Below are 26117 nucleotides of genomic sequence, written 5' to 3'. Positions count from 1 at the left end.
CGTGGGGGTGGGGGGGGGGGTGGGGGGGGTGGGGGGGGGGGTGGTGGGGGGGGGGGGGGGGGGCCCCCCCCCCCGGGGGGCCCCCCCGCCTCCCGCCCCCGCGGCGGAGTCAGCCATCGGGGGCATCTCGCCTCAGTTCCCGTACGCCTTGGCGGCGTCCGCTTCGAGCTTGGCCTGCACGCCCGCGACATCGGACGGCTTGGAGAGGAAGTCCTGGAGGTCCTTCCACTCGCCCTGGCCCTTGGTCCCGCCGAAGGCGGCCGGAGCCTGGTCCGACATGTCGAAGCGGAAGTCGTCGCCCGCCGCGATCAGCGCCTGCGCGATGGACCGCTGCACGTCGTCCGGGTACGCCGCGAAGTCCAGCGACTTGTTCGGCGACAGGTAACCGCCGCCCTGCGCCCAGATCTTGGCCGCCTCCGGCGTCGCGATGTACGTCAGCAGCGCCTGCGCGGCCGGGCTGTCCTTCAGCGCCACGCCCACGTCACCGCCGCTGACCACCGGCGCCTTGCCGCTGCCCACCGCGGGGAACGGGAAGACCTTCGCGTCCGTGCCCACCTTCGCCTTGGTGTTGGCGGCGATGAACGCGGAGACGAAGTCGCCCTCGTAGACCATCGCGCCGGCCGGCGGGTTGCCGGTGAAGACCTGCGTCACCGACTTCGGGAAGTCGGCGGCGAGCGCGCCGCTGTTGCCGCCCGCGAGCAGGTCCTTCTTGCCGAAGAGCTGCCCGAGCGTGGTGAGCGCGTCCTTCACCGACGGGTCGGTCCACTTGATGGTGTGCGCGGCGAGCTGGTCGTACTTCTCGGGTCCGGCCTGCGAGAGGTAGATGTTCTCGAACCAGTCGGTGAGCGTCCAGCCGTCAGCGCCGCCCACCGAGACCGGCGCGGTGCCCGACTCGAAGACGGTCTCCGCGGTCTTCAGGAAGTCGTCCCAGGTCTTGGGCACCGAGGCGCCCGCGGTCTCGAAAGCCGCGCTGTTGTACCAGATCAGCGACTTGTTGGAGACCTTCGCGTAGATGCCGTACTGCTTGTCCTTCCACGCCCCGAGCTTCTGCCATCCGGGCGAGAAGTTCTTCTGGAGTTGCGCGGTCGCCTCGGGGCCCAGCGGCTTCAGCCAGCCCTTGTCGGCGAATTGGTGCAGCACGCCGTTCTGCGCGAGGAAGGCGACATCCGGCGGGGCGCCGCCCTCGATCTTCGTGCCGAGGAAGGTGGACTGGCTGTCGCCGGTCGGGACGAACGTCGATTTCGCTCCGGTGAGCTTGTCGAACTCGTCCAGCACCTTCTGGAAGTTCTTCTGCTCCGGCCCCGTCCACACGGCGGCCACTTCGAGCTTCTGCCCGTGCAGATCGGGCAGCTTGACCCCCGAGGCGGAACTCGTGGCGGACGCGCTCGGCGATTTCCCGCCGTCGTCCTTCTTGTCGCTGTCACCGCCGCACGCGGCGGCGGTCAACGCCAGCGCGGTCGCCGTCACTGTGGCGAGCGCTATGCGCGTAGTGCGGTTGTTTCGGCTGGTGCGCGGATTCTTCAGCGTACGCATCTGGCCATCCCCTCAGTCCCGTGGCGTCTGTCCTATGCCTTCGCGAACCCCAGCCGCAAGGGAGTACGGGGCTCCGTGACAGCTATCGTGACCATGACGTGATCTTGAGCCAAACGCTTTAACAGGGACGGCTGTTGGAATATCGCCGCTTGTCCGTCACGCGCCTCCCGAATGCCGGGGCACGGGTGTGCCGCATGACGGGGCGTTGGCCAACGCCCCGTCAAATCGGCCTATCCGCACGGGAATCGACGGACGGCGTGCGCGATGACCGTTGGAACATCGCAGATCAGCCGTCTGACGCGGGCCAGTTGACCGCCGTCGGCCACCTGACCGGTTCAGACCAATGACGGTTTCCGCCCGCCGGACGGAATCGGATCGCCGTGCGGGTACGAATTGGCGGACGGGGCAGGATCAGGGCATCCGCGTGAAATCCGCGCGCGGACGCCTCGGACGCTTCCGACGCGTCGGTACGGGCGGATTCGGCGGGATGCCCGTCCGACGGGCCGTCCGACGGGCGCGCGATGTCAGATCAGCGGGCCGGGGGCGGAACCCGGCGCGCTCGCGGACGCGGCGCCTTCCGCGGCGCGCGCGCCCGCCTCCTCGGGCGCCGACTCCGCCGCCCGCTGCAAGGCACTGGCCAGCAGGGCGAGATCGGTCGGGCCGTTGCCCAGCTCGCGGACCTGGCGGCGGGCCGGAGGATCGCCCATCCGCTCCCACTCCAGCGCCACGACGGTCGGCCGGAGCGTCGCCGTACGCGGGATACGGCCGCTGACCCGGCCCGCCTGGAACGCCGTCACCGCGCCGCCGGGCCGCCGCAGATAGCCGCGCCCCGGCACCGTGTCGTCGAGCCCCGCCGGGTCCTCGACATGCACCAGCAGCGCCGCGGACTCCGCGTCCGGCATGCGCAGCGCGATCCGCAGCCGGGACCGCTCGTCGGCCTCGGTGGCCGCCGTACGCTCCGGGCGGCCGGTCGACGCGATGAGGTGCACACCGAGCCGCGCGCCCTCCCTGGCGACCGCCTCCAACGCCCGGACGACACTGCCCGCCGCCGGTCTGCCGGTGCTGCCGAGACCGGGCGCGACCAGCTCGTCGAAGTCGTCCACGACCACCACGAGCCGGGGCAGCACGGGCTGGGTCCGCGCCGTCACCGCGCCCTGACCGGTGGGCTTGCGCGCCCCCGTCTCACCGGCGCGCGCCTCGTTCCGCCCGTCGGACCGGCCGCCTTGGTGCGGCCCGCCCTGGTGCGGCACGGTCGCGGCGACCAGCCGGTCCCCGTGCCAGGCCGCGAAGTCCTGCCCGTCGAGCAGCTCCGCGCGCCGCTTCAGCTCCGCGCCGAGCGCCTGCGCGAACTCCCGCATCCGCAACGGGTCCGAGGCCACCAGATGCGTGCTCACATGCGGCAGGTCGGCGCAGGCGCGCAGGCCCTCGCCGCGGTCCTGCCCCGCCCCGTCCACCAGCACCAGGGACAGCCGCTCGGGGCGGTCGCCCGCCGCGAGCGCCGCCGCGACCGACCGCAGCAGCTCCGTCTTGCCCGAGCCCGGCGCGCCGCCGACCATCGCGTGCGGCCCCTCGGTCACCAGGTCCACCGCGACCCGGCCGCCCGCGCCGACGCCCAGGACGGCCGTCGCCGCCCCGACCGCCGCGGGGGCCGCCGCCCACCGGTCGGCGATCTTCGCGGGCGTGGCCAGCGCCAGGTCCAGCTCATCGAGCAGCCGTACGGTGCCGGGCAGCGCGTGCCGCGAACGGGCGCCGGACACCTCGCCGTCGGCCTCGCGCAGCGGCGCCAGGGCGCGCGCGAAATGCTCGGCCCACGCGGCCGACACGGCGTCCAGCACGATCTCGTCGGCGGCCGGTTCCGGCGGCGCGCTCGCGGCGGCCGGGCCCGCGGGCTCGATCCGCAGCGTCGTCGCCACGTCGCCCGACAGCCGGGCCACCACCCCGGTGTCCACAGCGGGCCGCTCACCGCTCTCGGCCAGGCACAGCACATGCACCCCGACCGAGGGTCCGGCGACGGCGATCCGCGCCACGGTCTGCCGCAGCGTCGTGGACCCCGGATCGCCGTCCACCACCAGGAGCGTGAAGGGCCCTTCGTACGAGGCCGCCGCCGCCGAAGCCGCCTCGGGGGTCGCGGCGGCCCAGCCCGCGCCCAGCGGACCCGCCTCCAGACGGCGCGCCAGCTCGCCGGTGCGCGCGTCCGCCTGGTCCCGGTCGAAGGCCAGCAGCAGCCGGCAGTCCTGGCCGTGCGCGGGGCGCAGATGCGGCAGCCAGTTCAGCCAGGACCACTCCTCGGCGCGCTGGTCGGCGGTGCGGGCGCGGTCGGCGCTCAGCATCACCAGCTCAAGAGCGGCGGGGGAGTGCAGCGCGCACAGCTGTGCCAGGACGGCGCGCGCCAGACCCGCCAGCCGCGGCCGGGGCCCGGCCAGGGTCAGCGCGGCCGTCCGCGGCGCCAGCAGGTCCACGGTGAACGGCACGGCCGTCAGCAGCCGCGTCCCGTCCTCGGACGGCAGATCCGCCGTCCCCAGCCGTACGGTCAGCGCGTCCGGATGGCCGGGACCGCGCTCCCACAGCCGCCGTCCCGGGCCCAGCGCCGTCAGCAGGACGGCCGCGGGATCGGGCCACCGCTCCCGCAGCGCCTCGGCCTCCCCGCCGTCCCCGTCGTCCGCGACGCCCTTCGCCGCGCCGAGCCGCCGCCGCGCCCAGGCCCCTATCGACCCGACGACGCCGCCGCCACCGGGGCGCCGCGCGCTGTCGAATCCGGGCGCCCGGCGCTCACCGGTGGCCCGGCGGCCACTGCCCAGGGGGGCGTCGTCCTCGTCGCCGTCGTCGCCGTACACGTCGGCGGGGGCGCCGGGCGCGTCGTACGGGGCGCCGGGCGTACGGCCGTAGCCCTCGGCCTCGGGCGCCGCCGGGGGACGGCTGTGCGCCGTGCCGGACGTACCCGCGCCGGGGAGGCCGTCCGGCCGCGCACCGCCGAAGGCACCGGGGCCGGTGGCGGCACCCGCGCCTGCGTCGACGGCCGCGCCCAGGGCCAGGCCCGCGCCGTGCGTGACGGTGGACGAGGGGTCGGTGACCGGGAGCGGCGCGGAGGGCTCGCGCAGCGAGACGCGCAGGTGCCCGTCGGCGTCGGGCTCGGCGGCGAGCGCGGAGGGCCCGGTGGGGCTTCCCGACTCCAGGCGGAGCGTCGACTCGCCGATCCGGAGCAGGGCGCCCGGGGGCAGCGCGAGGGGGCGGGGGCCGACGGACCGCCCGGCGAGGGTGGTGCCGTTGGTCGAGTCGAGGTCGGCGACGGTGATGAGCCCGTCCGCGCCGAAGGCGACCTCGCAGTGCAGACGGGAGACGTCCGGGTCGTCGAGCGGCACGTCGGCGTCGGCCGAGCGGCCGATCCTGGCCTGGCCGCCCTGGAGCAGGTGCACACCGCCCGCGTCGGGGCCGCCGACCACATGCAGCCTGGCCGTCTCGGCGGGCGGCTGCCCGTACTGCCCGAACCGGCCGTACTGACCGTGGTCCGCGACATGGCCGCCGCGCTGCTCCGCGGGCGCGTGCAGCGAGAGCAGGGCGCCGTCCACCAGGGGCGGCACGCCCAGCGGCGTGGTCGGCGCGAGCCGCAGCGTCCCGGCGAAGAGCGCGACGGACGCCCCGGCGGACCTGCCCGGCTGCCCGGACCCGGCCGCGGAGGCGAGGGCACCGGCCACCGCGCCCAGCGTGGTCCCCGCGGGCGCGGTGATGAGCACGTCGCAGGCGCGCACGGCCCGACCGCTGCGCGGCCCGAGGACGGTCAGCCGGATCTGCATCTCGTCCGCGCTCCCCTTCTGCCCTGACCCGCGGCGGGAAGTCCCCTCCCCGGCCGCGCGCGGGCGCGTCGACACGTACAAGCACGAGCGGTGGAGCCCCCGTTGCCCCAACCGGACCGTACGGGTGCATCCTCCCACCCGCCACTGACACCCCGTCCCCGGTCCCGTCCCGAGTGATCTTGAAAGTACGGCAGATGATCATCCCGCGACGGAAACCGTCCGGAAAGAGCGCCGCATCCGACCGGAAAGCCGCCGCTCGCGGCCGATCGCCGCCACAAACCGGGCGCGGGCCCTCCGTACGCGATTCACCGCGCGCCACGGCACATGCCCGTGACACCACGTGACGCAACCAACAGCCCGGTCCTCGCGTCCTAGGTCGGACAACTGTTCTCGGACGTTCTCGGGCGTTCCCGGACCCTCCGCGGGCCGTCGCCGGGCCGTCGTCCGGCTGGCGGCGGGCCGGCGGCGGGTCGTGGGCGCGACACCGGGCACGGCACGGAACGCCGGACGGAACGCGGCACGGGCCGATTCCCGTGGCGCGGCCAGGACGCGGGTCCGCCCGGCGGCACTACGCTTGGCCGGAATCAGGGCGAGCCCGCCATGAGTACGGCCATGAGCACCGCCGCGCACGTGCCGGCGGCGCGCATGGTCAGGGCGGACACACTACGGAGCAGGGAGCGCATGACGTGCGGCCGGTAGGCAGCAAGTACCTCCTGGAGGAACCGCTGGGACGCGGCGCCACGGGCACCGTCTGGCGTGGCCAGGTGCGCGGCGAGCAGGGCAGCGCCGTCGCCGTCAAGGTGCTCAAGGAAGAGCTGGCCGGCGACCCGGACGTGGTGATGCGCTTCCTGCGCGAGCGTTCCGTGCTGGTCCGGCTGCGCCACCCGCACATCGTCCGGGTCCGCGACCTGGTCGTCGAGGGCGATCTGCTCGCCCTGGTGATGGACCTGATCGACGGCCCCGACCTGCACCGCTACCTGCGGGAGAACGGGCCGTTCAGCCCGGTCGGCGCCGCACTGCTCACCGCGGCCGTCGCCGACGCGCTCGCCGCCAGCCACGCCGACGGCGTCGTGCACCGCGACCTCAAGCCCGCCAATGTGCTGCTCGCCACGGTCACCGGCGAGGATGGCAACCCGCAGATGCACCCGATGCTGACCGACTTCGGCATCGCGCGGCTCGCGGACTCGCCGGGCCTCACCCGTACCCACGAATTCGTCGGCACCCCCGCCTACATCGCGCCGGAGTCCGCGCAGGGCCGCCCGCAGACCTCGGCCGTGGACGTCTACGGCGCGGGCATCCTGCTGTACGAGCTGGTCACCGGGCGTCCGCCGTTCCGCGGCGACAGCGCCATCGAAGTGCTCCAGGCGCACCTCAACCAGGAGCCGCGCCGCCCCACGACCGTGCCGGAACCGCTGTGGACGGTGATAGAGCGCTGCCTGCGCAAGGAGCCGGGGCAGCGGCCCAGCGCCGAGAACCTGGCCCGCGCGCTGCGCGTCGTCGCCGCGGGCATCGGCGTGCACTCCTCGCCCGCCGCGGCCGAGGCGGCCTTCGCCGTCGGCGGCCTCCTGGCGCCCGACGCGACGCCGACGCTGGTCCCCGGCACCGGCCAGGGCTCCGCCTCCGCCTCCGGAGACGCGGAGCCGACCCAGGTGCTGCCCTCCCGCCAGGGCGCGACGCCTTCCACCTACGACCCGAACGCCTCCACCACCGAACTGCCCGGCGACCCCGGCCCCGGCGGTGCCGCCGCCGAGGGCACCCGCGTCCTGCCGCCCATCCCGGACGAGGGCCCCGGCACCCCCCAGGGCCCGCACCCGTGGGAATCCCAGCTCAGCGCCCTGCGGCACCGCAACGAGCAGACCGAGCTGCGCTACCTTTCCCCCGAACAGGACCCCCTGCGCCGCGAGCCGCGCCGCCGCCCCCAGCCCCAACCCCCACAGCCCCCGCGCCAGCCGCACCAGGGGCAGGGCCAGGGCCAGGGCCAGGGCCAGGGTCGGGGTCGGGGGCAGCAGGGCGGACAGGGCTACGCGCAGCCGTACCAGCAGCCCCAGCAGCAGCGCCCCCAGCCCCCACAGCCGCGCTACCAACAGCCGCAGCCGCAACGCTACGAGCCCCAGCGCCCGCCCGCCCCCGCGCCCGAGCCCCGCCAACGCGAGCCCCGCCAGCGCAGCGCCAACCCCATGAAGATCCCGGGCCTCGGCTGCCTCAAGGGCTGCCTCACCGTCATCCTCGTGATCGTCGTCATCTTCGTCGTCGTCTGGTACACCACCCCCCTCCCCGACTGGGTCAACAGCACCCGCAACCTCTGGGACGCCTCCTCCGGCTGGGTCAGCACCGTCTACGACAAAATCTCCTCGATCACGGGCGACTCCAACGGCAACTAACGGGCTCCGCCCGCCGGTTGACGCCGGTGTGCGCCGCACGACGTCCCTGTAGGAGACGGCCCTGTGGGACAGGGCGGTCCGCCGCTGGGTGCGGCTGCGGGGGAGGGTGCGCCGCGAGGCCAGCGCTACGGGGTGGGGTTCGCTGTTCGGTGCGGCTGCGGGGGAGGGTGCGCCGCCGGGGTGCGGTTGCGCAGGGGGGTTCGCCGCCGGGGTGCGTTTGCGCGGAGGCTGCGCCCTTACGGCACTGCTGCGCGGTGGGGTTCGCTGCTGGGTGTGGTTGCGGGGGGAGGGCGTGCCGCGAGGCCAGCGCTACGGGGTGGGGTTCGCTGCTCGGTGCGGCTGCGGGGGAGGGTGCGCCGCAGGGGCGCGGTTGCGCAGGGGGGTGCGCCGCCGGGGTGCGTTTGCCCAGGGGCTGCGCCCTTACGGCACCGCTGCGCGGTGGGGTTCGCCGCTCGGGTGCGTTTACGCAGATGGGTTCGCCGGTAGCCATGGAGCCGAAGGCGGCGCCGGTGTTGAAAGGGAGAACGCGCACAGTGACCGAGGAACGAGGGAGCGAGCACGATCGACTGTCGACACCGGGTTTAAGCCGCCGGAGGCGAGAGGGCGGCAAAAAAAGGGGATCGCGGTGAGCTGACGCAAGAGGGCTCCCACGCGCGGTGAGGATGCGCGAGGCGGCTAGCCGCACGGTGGGCTCACGCAGGACGGCTCACACGCACGTGTTCGCCGTGGGTGGGTCCGTCTCGCGTGAGGTCGCCGTGGGGTGCGTGCCCTCCGGGGTCAGTTGACCGTGGTGGGTGCCGTCTCGCGCCAGTTCATCGTGCGTGGGTGCCCTCTCGGGCGCCTGAGCGTTGCGGGTGAACGTGGGTGGGTGCCGTCTCGCGCAAGCTCACTCTGCGCGGGTGTCGTCCTGCGTGAGGTCACCGTCGTGCGAACCGTCTCGCGCAAGCTCGCCCTGGGGGTGCCGTGTCCGGTGGGGCCACCATGGTGGGTGCCGTCTCGTACTAGTTCACCGTGGTGCGAACCGCCTCGCGCGAGCTCGCCGTACGTGGGTGCCCTCTCGGCGGGGCCGTGCGCGGGTGCCGTCCTGCGCAAGCTCACCCTGCGCGGGTGCCCTCCCGCGTGAACTCACCGTCGTGCGAACCGCCTCGCGCATGCTCGCCCTGGGGGTGCCGTGTCCGGTGGGGCCACCATGGTGGGTGCCGTCTCGCGCAAGCTCGCCGTGCGCACGAACCCCCTCCCGTCGGCTCAGCGTTGCGGGTGAGGTTAGGTGGGTGCCGTCCCGCGTGAACTCACCGTGGTGCGAACCGTCTCGCGCAAGCTCCCCCTGCGCGGGTGCCCTACCGCGTGAACTCACCGTCGTGCGAACCGCCTCTCGCATCCTCACCCTGCGGGGGAGCCGTCCTTTCTATGCGCACCCCGATCCCCTTTTTTTGCCGCCCTTCCGCCTCCGGGCGCTTAGACCCGGTGTCGACAGTCGATCGTGCTCGTTCCCTCGTTCCTCGGTCACTGTGCGCGTTCTCCTTTTCAACACCGGCGCGCCCTTCGGCTCCATGGCTACCGGCGAACCCACCTGCGCAGCAGTGCCGCAGGGGCGCAGCCTCCTGCGCAACCGGACCCCAGCGGCGAACCCCTCCTGCGTAGCAGCGACCTTGGGGCGCAGCCCCTCGCGCAACCGGCCCCCAGCGGCGAACCGCCCTGCGTGGCGGTGACCTGGCGGCGAACCCTCCTGCGCAGCCGCACCCAGGCGGCGAACCCTCACCCCGCACCCGCACCCGCGCCCCAGCGGCGACCCCCCTGCGCACACGCCCCCCGGCACTCACCCCCTGCGCACCCCCGCACCCGCCCCCGAAGGCGGTGCCCTCTCGGCGAGGCACCCTTGCACCGGTGGGGTGCTTGGGGTGGGGATTTGTCGACTTCTGGAGGGTGATTTCTGTGGCGGAACGGCGCGTGAGGGGGCTCGCGTACCCCGAACGGCCCCTGATCCGCGTAGCTTTGTCGCCAACACGACGGACTGTCGGAGGAGTCGGAGCAAGCCTTGGCCAGGAAGATCGGCAGCCGGTACACCGCGCACCAGGTGCTCGGGCGGGGGTCCGCGGGCACGGTGTGGCTCGGCGAGGGCCCCGAGGGCCCGGTCGCCATCAAGCTGCTGCGCGAGGACCTCGCCTCCGACCAGGACCTCGTCGGCCGCTTCGTGCAGGAGCGCACGGCGCTGCTCTCCCTGGACCATCCGCACATCGTCGGCATCCGCGACCTCGTGGTGGACGGCACCGACCTCGCCCTGGTGATGGACCTGGTCCGCGGCACCGACCTGCGCTCGCGGCTGGAACGCGAGCGGCGCCTGGTGCCGGAGGCCGCCGTCGCCATCGCCGCGGACGTGGCCGACGGGCTGGCCGCCGCGCACGCGGCGGGCGTCGTCCACCGCGACGTGAAGCCGGAGAACGTGCTGCTGGACTCGGCCGTGGCCACGGGCCCCGGCGGCGCGCCGCCCGCGTTGCTCACCGACTTCGGCATCGCGCGGCTGGTCGACACCCCGCGCCGCACCCGTGCCACGCGGATCATCGGCACCCCCGACTACCTGGCCCCGGAGATCATCGAGGGCCTGCCGCCGCGCGCGTCGGTCGACATCTACGCGCTGGCCACCGTGCTGTACGAACTCCTCGCGGGATTCACGCCGTTCGGCGGCGGACACCCCGGCGCGGTGCTGCGCCGGCACGTCACCGAGACCGTCGCGCCGCTGCCCGGTCTGACCGACGACCTGTGGCGGATTCTCGCGGCCTGCCTGGCCAAGGCCCCCGCCTCGCGGCTGACCGCGGGCGAGCTGGCCACCCGGCTGAGGGACCTGCTGCCGCACCTCGCGGGCCTGCCCGCGCTCGATGTCGCCGCCCCCGGCACCGACGACGGCGGACCGGGCGCGGACGACCAGGACGCGTACGACGACGGCTTCGCCGACCTGCCGCCCGGTGCCCCGGAACCGCCCCGCGGCCCCGGCGCCGACCGCCCGCGCGGCGCCGTACCGCTGGTCAGGGGCGCCGCGCCGGACTCCAGCCGGGACACCCACACCAGCATCAAGCTGCCCACGGCGGAGGAGCTGGCCGGTTACGGCGCCGCCTCCCGCAACGGCAAGGGCAGCAAGGCGGCCCGCGACAGCCAGCGCCGCGCCTCGGCGCCGGGCCGCCCGGCCAGCCCCCGGCACCGCGCGGTCTCCGACGCCGTGCGCCAGCGCCGGATCAAGTTCGCCGCCGCGGCCGCCGCCGCGCTCGCCGTCGCGGGCATCGGCGGCTGGGGGATCGCCACCGCGGGCTCCGGCTCGGGCAACGACTCCGGCGGCACCTCGCGGGACGACGCCCCGCCCAGCCCGACGCCGACCGCCACCCGCGGCACCCCGACCGCGCCCACCGCGGGCGCCGCCTCCCCGCAGGGCCGCACCGGCGCGCCGGTCACGCTCCCGCAGTGGTCGTCGTACAAGGACGTACCGGCCGCGGGCGTCAAGCTGCTCGGCGGCCCGCGCGCCCTCACCATGGACGGCGCCACGTACGTCTTCGCCCGCGGCGCCGACAAGAACGTCTGGTACGTAATCCGGGACGGCTCCGGTTACGGCGCGTGGCACAAGCTCACCGGGATAAGCGTGGACGACGACCCGGCGGTGGCGTCCGCGCACGCCGGGCGGATCGACCTGTTCGGGCTCGGCACCGACGGGCTGCTCTACCGCCGCACGCTGACCGACGGCTACTGGAACGCCTGGTCGCAGGTGGACGAGCGGACCCGCTTCGACGCGGCGCCCGCCGCCGCGTCCTCGGAGCCCGGCCGGATCGACCTGGTCGGACGGGTCGGCGGCGACCTGGTGACCGCCTCGCTGGTCGGCGACCGCTGGAACGCCTGGGCGCTGGTGCCCACCGCGGGCCGGATCACCTCGGCCCCCGCGCTGATCTCCCGGTCCCGCGGCTCCCTGGACGCCTTCGTGGTCCGCAAGGCCGACGGCGCCGTGCTGCGGCTGCCGTACTCCGGCGGCGCCTGGCGGCCCAGCGAGGTCATCAAGGGCCTGGACACCTCCGCGCGCCCCGACGCGGTCGCCGCCTCGGGCCGGCTCTTCGCCTTCACGCCCGGCACCCAGGCCGCCGCCGCGCTCGACGGCGACGCCGCCTCGCTGGAGGGCGACTGGGCCACCGCGCCCTTCACCGCGCCCACCGACGCGGCCCTGGGCGCCGCCGCCTCCGCGCACACCCTGGAGCTGTACTCCAGGACGCCGTCGGGCACCCTCACCCGCACCACGGCCCACATCTGACGCGATCCGGCCCGCCCGGCACCGGATCGCGGGCCCTCCCGGCGGCCGGCGGGCTCCCGGCCGGGGCGGGTCCGCTCGACCAGCCGGTAGGCTGGAGCCGTGGCGATCGTCGATGTTTCCGAAGAGCTGAAGTCCCTGTCCTCGACCATGGGGTCGATCGAGGCCGTCCTCGACCTCGACCGGATGCGGGCCGACATCGCCGCGCTGGAGGAGCAGGCCGCGGTGCCGTCCCTGTGGGACGACCCGGAGAACGCGCAGAAGATCACCAGCCGGCTCTCCCACCTCCAGGCGGAGCTGCGCAAGGTCGAGGCGCTGCGCGGCCGGATCGACGACCTGTCCATCCTCTTCGAGCTGGCCGAGAGCGAGGACGACGCCGACGCGCAGACCGAGGCCGAGGCCGAGCTGGAGTCGGTGCGCAAGGCGCTGGACGAGATGGAGGTCCGCACCCTGCTGTCCGGCGAGTACGACGCCCGTGAGGCGCTGGTCAACATCCGCGCCGAGGCGGGCGGTGTCGACGCCGCCGACTTCGCGGAGCAGCTCCAGCGGATGTATCTGCGCTGGGCCGAGCGGCACGGCTACCCGACGGAGGTCTACGAGACCTCGTACGCGGAGGAGGCCGGCATCAAGTCGACCACCTTCACCGTCAAGGTCCCCTACGCCTACGGCACCCTCTCCGTCGAGCAGGGCACCCACCGCATGGTGCGGATCTCGCCCTTCGACAACCAGGGCCGCCGCCAGACGTCCTTCGCGGGCGTCGAGGTGCTGCCGGTCGTGGAGCAGTCCGACCACGTCGAGATCGACGAGTCCGAGCTGCGCGTGGACGTCTACCGCGCCTCGGGCCCCGGCGGCCAGGGCGTCAACACCACCGACTCCGCGGTGCGGATCACCCACATCCCGACCGGCATCGTCGTCTCCTGTCAGAACGAGCGCTCGCAGATCCAGAACAAGGCGAGCGCGATGAACGTCCTCCAGGCCAAGCTGCTGGAGCGGCGCCGCCAGGAGGAGCAGGCCCTGATGGACTCCCTCGGCAAGTCCGACGGCGGCAACTCCTGGGGCAACCAGATGCGTTCGTACGTCCTGCACCCGTACCAGATGGTCAAGGACCTGCGCACCGAGTACGAGGTCGGCAACCCGCAGGGCGTCCTGGACGGCGACATCGACGGCTTCATCGAGGCGGGCATCCGCTGGCGCAAATCCCGCGAGAAGGCCACCGCGTAATCGGGAGAAGGCCACCGCGTGATACGGCCCCGCGCCGTACGGCTGAGAGGGCGATACGGCCCCGCCGTACGGCCGTTGCCTTGATCCCATCTGTCTGCCGTGTCACAGACGTGTGCTGAAGTGCCGGGCAAGACGGGACAGTTGGGGCACTTTGCGCTTAATGACCTTGACGCTCCCGGTGAATGCCACAAAGGTGATGTCCGGCATGCGCGCGAAAGCGGCGTAATCGACCGTGCCCGCAGCGGCGCGTGCTTCAAGCCGACGTCTACCGGGGGTAGTTGAGACATGACCAAGCAGAGCACGAGGGTACGCGTCACGCGCGTGGCGGCCGTCGCGGTGATCGCGGCCGGTGCGTCCCTGACCGTGGCGGGGGCTGCTCAGGCGGCGGTGAGCAGCGACGCGCCGCCGTCGGCCGCCGCGGTGGTGGACCCGCCCACGACGGACCCGACGGACGAACCGACCACGCCGCCGACCGACGAGCCGACGACGCCCCCCACCACGCCCCCGACGACGCCTCCCACGACGCCGCCGACCACGCCCCCCACCACCCCGCCGACGACGCCTCCCACGACGCCGCCGACCACTCCGCCCACCACGCCTCCGACGACCGCGCCCGGCTCCATCGCCGGTGTCAGCGGCGGCAGCGACGACGGGGGTCCGAGCGGTTCGCCGAGCCCCAGCGTCAGCCCGAGCGCGACGGGCAACAGCAACACCTGCACCCTGACCGGTGACAGCGTCGACTGCGGGAACAACAACCCCGGCACCGACAACACCCAGCAGGTCCCGCAGAGCCAGACGACGCAGCAGCTCGCCGAGACCGGCTCCGACGGCACCACGTACATGCTCATCGGCGCCGCGGCCCTCGTGGCGGGCGGCGTCGGCTTCAAGCTGGCCCCGCGCCTGAAGGAGCGCCGCGACGCCTCCTGAGGCGCCGCGCGACCGCACCTGACGCGCACGACGAAGGGCCCGGAACGCGATGCGGTCCGGGCCCTCCGTGATGTCTCAGCTCGCCCACCCGTGAATGTGACGTACCTCTCACGTATTTCTCACGTGCCGCCCGCGGGACTGCTCTACGCGGTCGCGTGCTCCACCACGAGCACCACCGTCAGCAGGGCCACGAGCAGGGCTATCAAGGTGGCGGGGGAGATGTTGGACCAGGGATTCTCCCGCTCCAGGCGGGCGCGGTTCGCCCGGCAGACGGGGCAGCGGCCCTCGCTCACCGGACCCGCGCAATTGGCGCACACCAGCCGGTCGCACGTCATGCGATCTCCTCCTCGTCCGGTGAACGCCCCGGGAGGCCGAAGTGTTCCTTGTTCCACTGTGCCAGCTTCCGCCGGATTCGGCGCGGCCCCCGGTGGACCGGCGGCCCGTACGGCGGCTCCGGCGGGGTCCACGAGAGCGGCGCGGGCGGGGGAGCGGACCTCCGGTGGCGGCCGGCCGCGCTGAGGTGTAAGGGGTCAATGACGGGTTTGTCCGCGTGTGCCCTGTGGGCAAGCCCACCAACCCTCCCCGGCGACTGCGCACCCCTGGCTCGGTCGCGTAGTGTCGCCCCCACATCCCCTGTCCACCCGTCCCCGCAAACCTGGTGCGAACGTGATCCGATTCGACAGCGTCACCAAGACCTACCCCAAGCAGAACCGTCCTGCACTTCGGGACGTCTCGCTGGAGATCGAGAAGGGTGAGTTCGTCTTCCTGGTGGGCTCGTCCGGCTCGGGAAAGTCGACCTTCCTGCGGCTGATCCTGCGCGAAGAGCGCACGGACACGGGAATGGTGCACGTCCTCGGCAAGGACCTCAACCGGCTGTCGAACTGGAAGGTGCCGCAGATGCGGCGCCAACTCGGCACCGTGTTCCAGGACTTCCGGCTGCTGCCCAACAAGACGGTCGCGGAGAACGTGGCGTTCGCCCTCGAAGTGATCGGCAAGGCCCGCGGCACCATCCGCAAAACCGTGCCCGAAGTGCTCGACCTGGTCGGCCTCGCGGGCAAGGAGGACCGGATGCCCGGCGAGCTGTCCGGCGGTGAGCAGCAGCGCGTCGCCATCGCCCGCGCCTTCGTCAACCGGCCCATGCTGCTGATCGCGGACGAGCCGACCGGAAACCTCGACCCGCAGACCTCGGTCGGCATCATGCGCCTGCTGGACCGGATCAACAGGACCGGCACGACCGTGGTGATGGCCACCCACGACCAGAACATCGTCGACCAGATGCGCAAGCGCGTCATCGAGTTGGAGAAGGGGCGGCTGGTGCGCGACCAGTCGCGCGGTGTCTACGGCTACCAACACTGAGAGCCGCGCGTACGGCGTACGTACTGCCGTACAGCAGTAGTCACCACCCCCCTGAAAGGACAACCAGAGACCATGCGCGCCCAGTTCGTCCTGTCGGAGATCGGCGTAGGACTCCGCCGCAATCTCACCATGACCTTCGCGGTGATCATCTCCGTCGCGCTCTCCCTCGCCCTGACCGGTGGCGCCCTGCTGGCCAACAAGCAGGTCAAGTCCATGAAGGGCTACTGGTACGACAAGGTCCAGGTCACCATCTACATGTGCAACAAGGGCGACGCGTCGACGACGCCCAGTTGCGCCAAGGGCGCCGTCACCGACGACCAGAAGGCCCAGATCAAGGCCGACCTGGAAAAGCTCCCGATCGTGGAGAAGGTCTACTTCGAGAACGCCGAGCAGGCGTACAAGCACTACCAGGAGCAGTTCAAGAGCTCCCCGCTCGCGGCCTCGATCACCCCGGACCAGATGCAGGAGAACTACCGGGTCAAACTCAGGGACCCGACGAAGTTCACCGTCGTCGCGAGCGCCTTCGACGGGCGTCCGGGGGTGCAGTCCGTTGAGGATCAACGGGCCGTGCTGAAGAACCTCTTCTCGCTGCTGAACGGTATGACGCTGGCCGCCTGGGTGGTGCTGGCCTTCATGCTCACCGTCGCGATGCTGCTGATCGTGAACACCGTGCGCGTGTCCGCCTTCAGCCGCCGCAGAGAGACCGGCATCATGCGGCTGGTCGGCGCCTCCAGCTTCTACATCCAGATGCCGTTCATCATGGAGGCGGCCTTCGCCGGACTCGTGGGCGCGGGGCTGGCGTGCGGAATGCTGCTCGGCGGCCGGTACTTCATGATCGACGCGGGTCTGAAGCTCCAGGAGAAGATCCCGCTGGTCTCCTTCCTCGGCTGGGACTCGGTCGTCGCGGTGCTGCCGCTGGTGCTGCTGATCGGCGTCGTGATGCCGTCGATCGCCGCCTTCATCGCGCTGCGCAGGTATCTGAAGGTCTGACGCCCGCGGGCCGGGCCCGGCCGTCGCGCCGGGCCCTTCGCGGGGCCGTACGGCGGGGGACGGGTCCCAGGGGGGCGGTGTACCGGGTTGCGGATCATGCCCCGCCGAGGTAGCGGCAACTATCCGTATGCCGCCCGTTTCTGTCCTAGACTTCCGGCCATGTCCGGCCCGTCGCTGTTCGGGACGCCCCGCCGCTTGCGCCGCGGGGCCACTCTGACGTTGGTGTTCAGCACTCTGCTGGCCACCGGTGCGGCGGCCAGCGGACTCACCGCGCCGGACGCGCGGACCGCCGCCCGCGCCACCCGTATCGCCGCCGCGCCGGTCGCCGACGGGCGGCAGGACGACGGCAAGCCGCCGGCCCCGCCCCACGGCGGCGAGCCCGCCCCGTCGTCCCCCGCGGCCTCCGAGACCCCCACGGGCTCGCGGGCGAAGCCGGACGGGACGAACGGCGACCACGTCGACACCGGCCGGATCGCCGAGGAGATCCAGGACGGCAAGGTCGGCCCGCTCGCCGCCGCGAAGCTCGTCAGCCGCAGCGGCGACCGCTGGTCGTCCTTCTACACCGCCCGCGAGTACGCGGGCCTCCAACAGGCGCTCGACGGCCGCTACGTCGGCGTCGGCCTGTCCGTGCGGCGGATCGACGACGGCCGGATCCAGATCGCCCGCGTCCAGCCCGGCAGTCCCGCCGACCGCGCGGGCCTGCGCGAGGGCGACCTGCTGGCCGCCATCGGCCCGGTCAAGTGCACCGGCCTCGCGGTCACCGAGGTCGTCGCGGACCTGCGCGGCGACAACGTCCCCGGCAGCGTCGTACAGCTGGGAGTCCAGCGGGCGCAGCGTAGTTGGACGGTCACGGTACGCCGCGCCACGCTCGACACCGACGCCGTCACCGTGACGCGGTCCGCCGACGCGCCCACGGTCGTCAAGATCGACGCCTTCACGCTCGGCGTCGGCGACCAGGTACGCGACGCGGTACGGGACTCCGAGCACGGCGTGCTGCTCGACCTGCGCGGCAACTCCGGCGGCCTGGTCACCGAGGCGGTCGCGGTGGCCTCCGCCTTCCTCGACGGCGGCCTCGTCGCCACCTACGACGTCCACGGCGAGCAGCAGGCCCTCTACGCGGCCGAGGGCGGCGACACCACCGTCCCGCTGGTCATCCTGGTCGACGGCGGCACGATGAGCGCCGCGGAACTGCTCACCGGCGCCCTCCAGGACCGCGGCAGGGCCGTCGTCATCGGCTCGCGCACCTTCGGCAAGGGCTCGGTCCAGATGCCCAGCACGCTGCCCGACGGGTCGGTCGCCGAGCTGACCGTCGGCCACTACCGGCTGCCGGACGGGCGCAGTGTGGACGGCCGCGGCATCGACCCCGATGTGACCGTCCCCTCCGGTGAGGACCCGCTCGCCGAGAGTCACGAGGTATTCGCTGGCCTCGGACCCCCCTCCTAGTGGGACAATGGCCCGGTTATGGCAAAAGAGACGGGTCGCAAACTGATCGCGCAGAACAAGAAGGCGCGGCACGATTACCTCATCCTGGACACCTTCGAGGCCGGGCTCGTGCTGACCGGCACCGAGGTCAAGTCCCTGCGCCAGGGACGCGCCTCCCTGGTGGACGGCTTCGCGCAGCTCGACGGCGGCGAGGCGTGGCTGCACAACGTGCACATCCCGGAGTACACCCAGGGCACCTGGACCAACCACTCCGCGCGCCGCCGCCGCAAGATGCTGCTGCACCGCGCCGAGATCGAGAAGCTGGTCCACAAGACCCAGGAGACCGGGCACACGATCGTGCCACTCGCCCTGTACTTCAAGGACGGCCGCGCCAAGGTCGAAATCGCCCTGGCCAAGGGCAAGAAGGAGTACGACAAGCGGCAGACCCTGCGCGAGAAGCAGGACCGCCGCGAGTCCGACCGCGCCATCTCGGCCGTGCGCCGCAAACAGCGCGGCTGAGCCGCCCCCGGCCGCCGGCCTCGACGCGTCCGGGGGAGACGCGGGTGACACGACGTCACGACGTCGGCTCGCCCTGAAACGACGAAACGGCACCCTCCCGAAGGAGGGTGCCGTTGTCACATGGGGTGGTGGAGATGGCGGGAATCGAACCCGCGTCCTGTGGTGCGGAATCAGGGCTTCTCCGAGCGCAGTCCGCTGTGCTTTTCTCGGCCCCGGCTGTCACGCGGACAAGCTGCCGACGGGCTCAGTCACTGTTTGATTTCCTTCTGGGGCCCGTGACCGGCCCTAGAAGTTTAGATCCCTTGATGATGCCAGGATCCGGGTCGGGATCACCCCCGGGCTGACACTTCGCAAGTCGCTACTTAGGCAGCGAGGGCGAAGGAATCGCGCTTGGTGTTGGCGATTATTGGTTGCGACATATGGTTAACGAGATCATTGCCGCTTCCTCGGCTCGCTTCCCCTGCTTCGACATCCCCAGTCGAAACCGATCATCCCCATGTTGATTTTTCAAGGTGCACCACCCGAGGGTGGCGGCTGGTTCCATCGTACGGGATCAACGGTCACACGGGCCAGCGCATTCCCCCGTGGGTGGCCCGGCGCACGCCCGGGAGCAAGCGCGCGGCCACCCGGCCGTCACCGGGGAGGGGGCGGCGGCGCGGGTGGCGCCGTTGTGCCACGTCACATCCGTGCCACCGGAAACGGGTGACACACCCTCCGGCCCCACCGGATTCTTTCCAGCATCGCGTGCACATGCATGGAAAGGGGCTGGACCGATGAGACGAACCCGCTTCGCGGCGGTCGTGTCGACAGGGCTGATCCTGGCCGTCTCCGCCGCCGTACCCACCGCGGCCGTCGCCGTACCCGGCGCCGAACCCGTACCGACATCGGGCGCACAGCCGGGGACAACCCCCGACAGCACCGCCACGGTTCGGCTGATCACCGGCGACCGGGTGCGGGTGACGACGACCGCGGACGGCCGGCACACCGCCTCCGTCGAGCCGGGCGCCGGACGGGAGCGCGTCGTCTTCCACACCTCGGACGCCGACGGGCGGCTGACCGTGCTGCCGTCGGACGCCGACCCCCTCGTACGGTCGGGGCGGCTTGACCGGCGGCTGTTCGACGTGACGGCGCTGGTGGACCAGCGGTACGACGAGGAGCACCGGGCCTCGCTGCCGCTGATCGTCGCGGGGTCCGGGGGAGCGGCGGCCGACCGGCTGACCGCGCTGGCCGCGCCCGGCGCCCCCACCCATGACCTGGGCAGCATCGGGGCCCACTCCCTCACCGTCCCCGACGCGAAGCTCGCCGCCTTCTGGCAGCAGATCGTGCCCGCGGGAACGGACACCGGGAAGACCGGCACCGCGGCGGCCGGCACCGGGCCGGCCGACACCGTGAAGGCCGCCGCCGTCCCGAAGATCTGGCTCGACGGCCGGGTCCGGGCGGCGGCGGACAGCATGGACCAGATCGGCGCGCCGCCGCTGTGGAAGGCGGGATACGAGGGCACGGGCGTCAAGGTCGCGGTGCTGGACACCGGCGTCGACCAGACCCACCCCGACCTCAAGGACCGCGTCGCGAAGGCCGAGGACTTCACCGAGAGCCCGACCGGCACCGGCGACCACTTCGGACACGGTACGCACGTGGCGTCCATCGTCGGCGGTACGGGAGCGGCCTCGGGCGGTGCCCGCAAGGGCGTCGCCAAAGCCGCGAACCTGCTGGTCGGCAAGGTCCTCGGGGACGACGGCTACGGCTACGACTCGCAGGTCATCGCGGGCATGCAGTGGGCGGCCGACCAGGGCGCCAAGGTCGTCAACATGAGCCTGGGCGCCGACGACGAGAGCGACGGCACCGACCCGATGAGCCTGGCGCTGAACGAGATCAGCGAGGCCAGCGGCACCCTCTTCGTCGTCGCGGCGGGCAACAACGGCGAGAACGGGCAGCGGACCGTGGGCATCCCGGGCGTCGCCGACGACGCGCTGACCGTCGGCGCGGTCGACGGCAAGGACGCGCTGGCGAACTTCTCCAGCCGCGGCCCGCGCTACGGCGACGGCGCCGTCAAGCCCGATGTCACCGCGCCCGGCGTGGACATCGTGGCGGCCCGCGCGAGCGGCACGACGCTCGGCGACCCGGTCGACCCGTACTACGTCAGCCTGTCGGGGACGTCGATGGCGACCCCGCACGTGGCGGGCGCCGCGGCCCTGTTGGCGCAGCGGCACCCGGACTGGACCGCGCGCCAACTCAAGGACGCGCTGATCAGCACCGCGCACACCGTGGACGGGCAGGCCGTGACCGACCAGGGCGGCGGCCGGATCGACGTGTCGGCGGCGGCGCTCGGCACGCTCACCGCGACCGGCACCGTCTTCCTCGGCGACATCCACGCGACCGACCCGAAGGCCACCTACCCGGTCACGTACACCAACACCTCCGCCGCGCCGGTCACGTTGACGCTGGGCCTGGCGCTCAGGACGTCGGGCGGCCGGGCGGTGAACGCGGGCGCGGTACGGATCGGCGACGGTTCCGCCGCCGCCACGAAGGTCACCGTCCCCGCCCACGGCACCGCCCGCGCCGACCTCACCCTCGACCCGGCCAAGGTGACGTACGGCTCCTACTACGGCTATCTGACGGCGACACCGGCCGGGGGCACGGCGGGAGCGGCCGTCCACACCACGCTCGGCCTGGTCGCCCACGGCCCGCTGCACACCCTGACCGTCACCGCCTACGACGCGCACGGCGCTCCGGCCCACCCCACCATCAGCATCTGGGGCGCGAGCGGTCTGCTGTACCCGTCGGGCGACAGCAAGGGCACCTCCGCCTCCGACCTCGAAGAGGGCACGTACCAAGTCCGCGCGTCCTTCCAGGAGATGACGGACGACGGCATGGAGGAACGGCTGGTCGTGCTGCCCGAGGTGAGGCTCACCAAGGACACGGCCGTGACCGTGGACGCCCGCAGGACCACGCAGGTCGAGATCCGTACGCCGCGGCCCGCCGAACAGAGCGGCATCCCCTACTACCAGACGTACCGTCAGATCGAGGGCAGGGGCCTCACCGAGAGCGAGGAGTTCTTCACCGGCATCCTCAGCAAGCTCTACGTCAGCCCCACGACGAAGGTCACCGACGGCGACTTCGAGTTCTCCTCCCGCTGGCAGCTCGCCGCGCCGCAGCTCACCACCGAGGCGCCGGGCACGGGACTGAGGCTGAAGAGCTACTACACCTCGTACTCACCGCTCTTCGACAGCAAGGGCGTGAATCTGACGGCGGTCGACGCGGGCTCCCTGGAAGCGCCGGACTTCAGCGGGGCGCGCGGCAAGCTGGCCGTCATCCGCAACGAATCCGGCGAGGGAGAAAGGGAGTTGGCGGCAGCCGCGGCCAAGGCGGGCGTGCGCGGACTGATGATCGTGCACTTCTCCGACTTCGGCTGGACCCGCTGGTACCCGACCGGCGAGCGCAACGCGGTGCCGACGATACGGATCGGGAAGGCGGCCGGTGACGCGCTGCTGGCGCGACTGGCGAAGAAGCCGGTGAAGACCGTCACCGTACGGATCGGCGGCACGGCGGTCAGCCCGTATCTGTACGACGTGTTCCAGACGTCCACGCAGCAGATCCCGCAGCGCGTCGTCCACACCGTCACCGCCGCCAACAGCGCGGTGATCAGGACGACGTACGCCGAGAACGGCGGCGCCCCGTGGGCCGCCGAGCAGCGCTTCGCGTGGCGGCCGTACCAGAACTTCGCGTGGGAGGCGACGCGGAACGTGCCGACGGGCGTGACGCGTACCGAGTACGTCAGCGCCAACGGCACCTGGTGGATGCACCGGGTCAACCAGGAGACGACCTTCGACATCGACCAGCCGCTGCTGGCCGGCATGGTCGACACCACCACCACCTACCGGGCGGGCAAGCAGCCCGACCAGGCGTGGCAGCAGGCCGTGGTGCGGCCCTCGATCCCGCGCGGCACGCGCAACCCGAGCGTGCGCAACGGCGACGTACTCGACCTGCGCATACCGGAGTTCACCGACTCCGGCGCCGGACACTGGGCACGCGCGGCGGTCGGCGGCGACTTCGGCGGCTTCGGCACGGCGGCCGGTACGAGCCCGGCCTCCGGTACGCGTACGGCCTCCGGCACGAGCGGCGGGCGGGACGCCCCCGTCGAGGGCGACTCCGCCAAGGCCACCCTCTTCCGCGACGGCCGGCGGATCGCCGCCGCCGACTCCCCGTGGGCCGACCTCGAAGTGCCCGCGGGCACCGCCGACTACCGCCTGGACGTGGCGACTTCACGGGTCTCCCCGGAGTGGCGCTACGCCACCGACACCAGCACCTCGTGGTGGTTCCGCTCCGGCACCGCGGCGCGACCGACGCTGCTGCCGCTGCTCCAGGTCGACTACGCGGTACCGGTCGACGCCTGGAACGCGGTGCGCAAGGGCAGTTCGCACACCGTGGGTCTCACCGTCCGCGCCCAGGACGGGGCGGCCGTGCCGACCGGCGTGAAGGTCGAGGTCCAGGCGTCGTACGACGACGGGCGGACCTGGACCGGCGCGCGCGTGGACGGCCGAGGTCACAACACCTTCGACGCCCGGCTCACCAAGTCGGCCCGCTCCAGGGGCGATGCGTACGTGACGCTGCGGGTCACCGCGCGCGACGCCGCGGGCGACCAGGTGCGGCAGACCGTACGCCGCGCGTATCTGTGGCGGGGGTGAACGGGCACGTGAGCCGGTGGCGCTGATCCGACGCCACCTCGACAGCCGGGGCGAGCGGGCCAGTGGGGTGCCCGCTCGCCCCGGCGCGTGGTTCCGGCGCGTGGTTCCGGCGCCCGTGGTTCCGGCGCGTGCTCCCGGCACGGGCTTCGCCGGGCCGCGGTGGTGATCTCCGCTCGTAGTACGGTGGCTGCTCACCCAGCCCCCGTACCCGCGAGGAGGGTGCCATGGCCCTGGAGGCCGCCGGGATCACCGACGCCGAAGAGGCCGCGTACCGGCTGCTGGTGACGATGGACAGCGCCTCGGCGCGGGAGATCGCGGAGTACTCGGGCCTGAGCCCGGACACCGCGCTGTCGGCGCTGACCGGTCTCGTCGCCAAGGCCATGGCCAGCGCCTCCGACGGCCGGCCGCCGCGCTACCGGGCCTACCCGCCGGATGTGGCGCTGCTGCCGCAGCTCAAGCACCGGGCCGACGCCCTGGACCTGGCGCGCTCGGCGGCGGCCGACCTGCTGGAGAGCTACCGGGCCACCGCGCGCCGCCGGGACGCCGGGCTGCTGATCGAGGTCATCACCGGGGCGGAGGCGCTGCGCCAGCGGCTGCGGCAGATCCAGGCGGACGCGCGCGACGAGATGCTGTGGTTCTGCAAAGCGCAGTACGTGGCGATGCCGTCGGGCAGCAACACCGCCGAGTTCGACGCGCTGGAGCGCGGGGTCCGCTACCGGGTGCTCTACGAACGGGACTTCTTCGACGACGAGAGCGCCGTCGGCAACATCGCGGCGGCCGTGCGGAAGGGCGAGATCGCCCGCGCCGTCCCGCACCTCCCGCTGCGGCTGGCCGTCGCCGACCGCTCGGTGGCGATCTTCCCGCTGGTCCCCGGCGGCCCGCACGGCAGCCCCGAGGAACCGTCCACCGCGCTGGTCCGCGACAGCAGCCTCCTCGACGCGCTCATCGCGCTCTTCGAGCGCTACTGGGAGGACGCCGTACCGCTGCACGTCGACGCCTCGGGCGCGGTCACCGGCGCGGCCGACGTCGGCCCCGCGGACCCGTTGTCGTCCACCGACCGGCGGCTGCTGTCGCTGATGGTCGCCGGGGTCGCGGACAAGGCGATAGCCACCCAGATGAACCTCAGCCGCCGCACCCTCCAGCGGCGCGTGCAGAGCATGATGGAGCTGGCGGGCGCCACCACCCGCACCCAGCTCGCCTGGCAGGCGGCCCGCCGCGGCTGGCTCTGAGACCCGGCCCCGGCACCAAGCCCTGACACCAAGCTCAGGCACCCAGACCTGACTCCCCCCCACGAGGGCCGGCGCACAGCCGGGCGCGGACGCGGGCGAGCGCATGGTTGCGCTCGTGTCACCTCGGGGCGCGGGGCGGTCATGCGGCCGTTTCCAGGGTCGGGCCCGACAGTCCACCCCCGCCTTCGTCTCCTTCCCCGCCTTCGTTCTCCTTCCTCGCCTCCTCCGCGCTCTGTTACGCCGTCACGTGGGCCGTATACCTGCGGTGACCGGCGCGGGCGGTGGACGGGACCGGGCGGACGGCGCCTGCCGGGACCGCCGTCCGCGCGCGGGTGTGAGCGGCGGAGGCGTCCGTAACATCCGGGTCATCCCGGTGAATCGAACCCGTCACCCCGTCTTGGGACGATGCGGCTCCGGCGGGGTGGCCGGGAGGGCGGCGGCGGATCAGGGACGGTCCGCCCGCCGTCCGGCACGCGTAACTCCAGCAAAAGTGGGGCGGAGCCATGCAGGCGCAGGCGACCAGGAACAGCGATCCGGGCCCGGGCGGCGGGGTGCCGCCCCTGGCCGGGTTCACCGTCGGGGTGACGGCGGCCCGCAGAGCCGACGAGCTGGCCGCGCTGCTGGAGCGGCGCGGCGCGGTCGTGCTGCGGGCGCCCGTCCTGCGCATCCTGCCGCTGCCCGACGACACCGAACTGCTGGAGACCACCAGGCGACTCGTCGCCGACGCACCCGACATCGTGGTCGCCACCACCGCGATCGGCTTCCGCGGCTGGATCGAGGCCGCCGACGGCTGGGGCCTGGGCGAGGCTCTGCTGCGCAGGCTCGGTGCGGTCGAACTCCTCGCCCGCGGGCCCAAGGTGCGCGGCGCGGTGCGCGCGGCCGGGCTGCGCGAGGCGTGGTCACCGGCCTCGGAATCGATGGCCGAGGTCCTGGAACGCCTGCTGGAGCAGGGAGTCGAGGGCCGCACCGTCGCCGTCCAGCTGCACGGCGAGCCGCTGCCCGGCTTCGTCGAGTCGCTGCGGGCGGCAGGGGCGACCGTCGTGGCGGTGCCGGTCTACCGCTGGATGCCGCCCGAAGACCTCGGGCCCGTCGACCGGTTGCTCGACGCCGTCCTTTCCCGGTCGGTCGACGCGCTGAGCTTCACCAGCGCCCCGGCCGCCGCCTCCTTCCTCGACCGGGCCCGGCAGCGCGGCCGTTGCGACGCACTCCTCGCGGCGCTCCGCCATGACGTCATGACCGCCTGCGTCGGCCCGGTCACCGCGCTGCCGCTCCAGGGCCACGACGTGCCCACCCGGCACCCCGAACGCTTCAGGCTCGGACCGCTGGTGCAGCTCATCGCCAGCGAACTGCCCGGCCGCGTAAGGCCGTTGCCCGTCGCCGGGCACCATGTCGAGATCCGCGGGCACGCCGTCGTCGTGGACGGGACGCTGCGGCCGGTGCCGCCCGCGGGCATGGCCCTGCTGCGGGCGCTGGCCCGCCGCCCCGGCTGGGTCGTCGCCCGCGGCGACCTGCTGCGCGCCCTGCCCGGCTCCGGCCGCGACGAACACGCCGTCGAGACCGCGATGGCCCGGCTCCGTACCGCGCTCGGCGCCCCCCAGCTGATCCAGACCGTCGTCAAACGCGGCTACCGGCTCTCCCTCGACCCGCACGCGGACGACAAATACGGCTCGGCGCCGTAAGCCGGTCAGGCAAGCGCGGCCACAGCGGTCCTGACACGCCCTAGACCCCGCGACGGCCGCCGGGCACCCTGGGGGGAAGGTGACGGGCGGGCGGGAAGGCGGCTG

At 73.2% G+C, this 26117-nt stretch carries 13 protein-coding genes, 1 other RNA gene and 1 pseudogene; 11 read left to right on the top strand and 4 right to left on the bottom strand.

The annotated features are described in order from the left end of the window. Window positions 1-132: 132 nt before the first annotated feature. Both ACIOC1_RS29290 and ACIOC1_RS29285 read right to left on the bottom strand, forming a co-directional pair. The gene (locus tag ACIOC1_RS29290; RefSeq protein WP_355342949.1) at window positions 133-1533 is read right to left on the bottom strand and encodes an extracellular solute-binding protein; all 1401 of its coding nucleotides are present in this window, start codon (window positions 1531-1533) and stop codon (window positions 133-135) included. Window positions 1534-2057: 524 nt separating this feature from the next. Continuing rightward, window positions 2058-5324: an FtsK/SpoIIIE domain-containing protein gene (locus tag ACIOC1_RS29285; RefSeq protein WP_401856917.1), complete on the bottom strand. Its 3267-nt coding sequence runs from the start codon at window positions 5322-5324 to the stop codon at window positions 2058-2060. 686 nt (window positions 5325-6010) lie between these two features. Between ACIOC1_RS29285 and ACIOC1_RS29280 the strand changes: the two genes are divergently transcribed. The 4 genes and pseudogenes from ACIOC1_RS29280 (at window position 6011) to ACIOC1_RS29265 (ending at window position 14132) form a co-directional block, all read left to right on the top strand. Continuing rightward, the gene (locus ACIOC1_RS29280; protein ID WP_401856915.1) at window positions 6011-7705 is read left to right on the top strand and encodes a protein kinase; all 1695 of its coding nucleotides are present in this window, start codon (window positions 6011-6013) and stop codon (window positions 7703-7705) included. Between the two features lie 2035 nt (window positions 7706-9740). Then, a pseudogene (locus tag ACIOC1_RS29275) lies at window positions 9741-11063 on the top strand (serine/threonine-protein kinase); the annotation flags it as partial. Between the two features lie 1023 nt (window positions 11064-12086). Beyond that, window positions 12087-13205, top strand: a complete 1119-nt coding sequence (prfB, locus tag ACIOC1_RS29270; RefSeq protein WP_355342958.1) for a peptide chain release factor 2 — start codon at window positions 12087-12089, stop codon at window positions 13203-13205. A gap of 285 nt (window positions 13206-13490) precedes the next feature. Next, window positions 13491-14132 carry a hypothetical protein gene (locus ACIOC1_RS29265; RefSeq protein WP_391163983.1) on the top strand — a complete coding sequence of 214 codons (642 nt, stop codon included), beginning with the start codon at window positions 13491-13493 and terminating at the stop codon, window positions 14130-14132. Between the two features lie 143 nt (window positions 14133-14275). Here the strand turns inward: ACIOC1_RS29265 and ACIOC1_RS29260 are convergent, their stop codons facing one another. Next, window positions 14276-14467, bottom strand: a complete 192-nt coding sequence (locus ACIOC1_RS29260) for a hypothetical protein (protein ID WP_355342964.1) — start codon at window positions 14465-14467, stop codon at window positions 14276-14278. A gap of 331 nt (window positions 14468-14798) precedes the next feature. Here ACIOC1_RS29260 and ftsE point away from each other — a divergent pair, with 331 nt between their 5' ends. From ftsE to smpB, 4 genes are all read left to right on the top strand, one after another. Then, window positions 14799-15488, top strand: coding sequence for a cell division ATP-binding protein FtsE (gene ftsE, locus ACIOC1_RS29255; protein WP_188284086.1), 690 nt, complete (start codon window positions 14799-14801; stop codon window positions 15486-15488). A gap of 72 nt (window positions 15489-15560) precedes the next feature. Beyond that, the gene (gene ftsX, locus ACIOC1_RS29250; protein ID WP_188284085.1) at window positions 15561-16478 is read left to right on the top strand and encodes a permease-like cell division protein FtsX; all 918 of its coding nucleotides are present in this window, start codon (window positions 15561-15563) and stop codon (window positions 16476-16478) included. A 159-nt stretch (window positions 16479-16637) separates the two neighbouring features. Then, window positions 16638-17921, top strand: coding sequence for a S41 family peptidase (locus tag ACIOC1_RS29245; protein ID WP_401856911.1), 1284 nt, complete (start codon window positions 16638-16640; stop codon window positions 17919-17921). A gap of 18 nt (window positions 17922-17939) precedes the next feature. Beyond that, a complete protein-coding gene (gene smpB / locus ACIOC1_RS29240) occupies window positions 17940-18419 on the top strand; it encodes an SsrA-binding protein SmpB (RefSeq protein WP_355342970.1) in 480 nt (159 codons plus the stop codon). Between the two features lie 126 nt (window positions 18420-18545). Here the strand turns inward: smpB and ssrA are convergent. Continuing rightward, window positions 18546-18915, bottom strand: a transfer-messenger RNA (tmRNA) gene (gene ssrA / locus ACIOC1_RS29235). A 277-nt stretch (window positions 18916-19192) separates the two neighbouring features. On the opposite strand from ssrA, the gene ACIOC1_RS29230 reads away from it, so the two are divergent. The 3 genes from ACIOC1_RS29230 to ACIOC1_RS29220 all read left to right on the top strand — a co-directional run bounded on the left by ACIOC1_RS29230 (window position 19193) and on the right by ACIOC1_RS29220 (window position 26012). Beyond that, entirely contained in the window at window positions 19193-23104 is a 3912-nt protein-coding gene (locus tag ACIOC1_RS29230; RefSeq protein ID WP_401856909.1) for a S8 family serine peptidase, read from the top strand. A gap of 224 nt (window positions 23105-23328) precedes the next feature. Further along, the gene (locus tag ACIOC1_RS29225; protein ID WP_391117364.1) at window positions 23329-24333 is read left to right on the top strand and encodes a helix-turn-helix domain-containing protein; all 1005 of its coding nucleotides are present in this window, start codon (window positions 23329-23331) and stop codon (window positions 24331-24333) included. A gap of 503 nt (window positions 24334-24836) precedes the next feature. Continuing rightward, on the top strand, window positions 24837-26012 hold the full coding sequence (locus tag ACIOC1_RS29220) for a uroporphyrinogen-III synthase (protein WP_401856907.1): 1176 nt from the start codon (window positions 24837-24839) through the stop codon (window positions 26010-26012). Window positions 26013-26117 lie beyond the last annotated feature (105 nt).

The sequence above is a fragment of the Streptomyces sp. NPDC088197 genome, from assembly GCF_044741185.1.
Lineage (GTDB): Bacteria > Actinomycetota > Actinomycetes > Streptomycetales > Streptomycetaceae > Actinacidiphila.
Note: the sequence above shows the minus strand (reverse complement) of the source record. Positions and strands in the feature narration are given on the sequence as shown.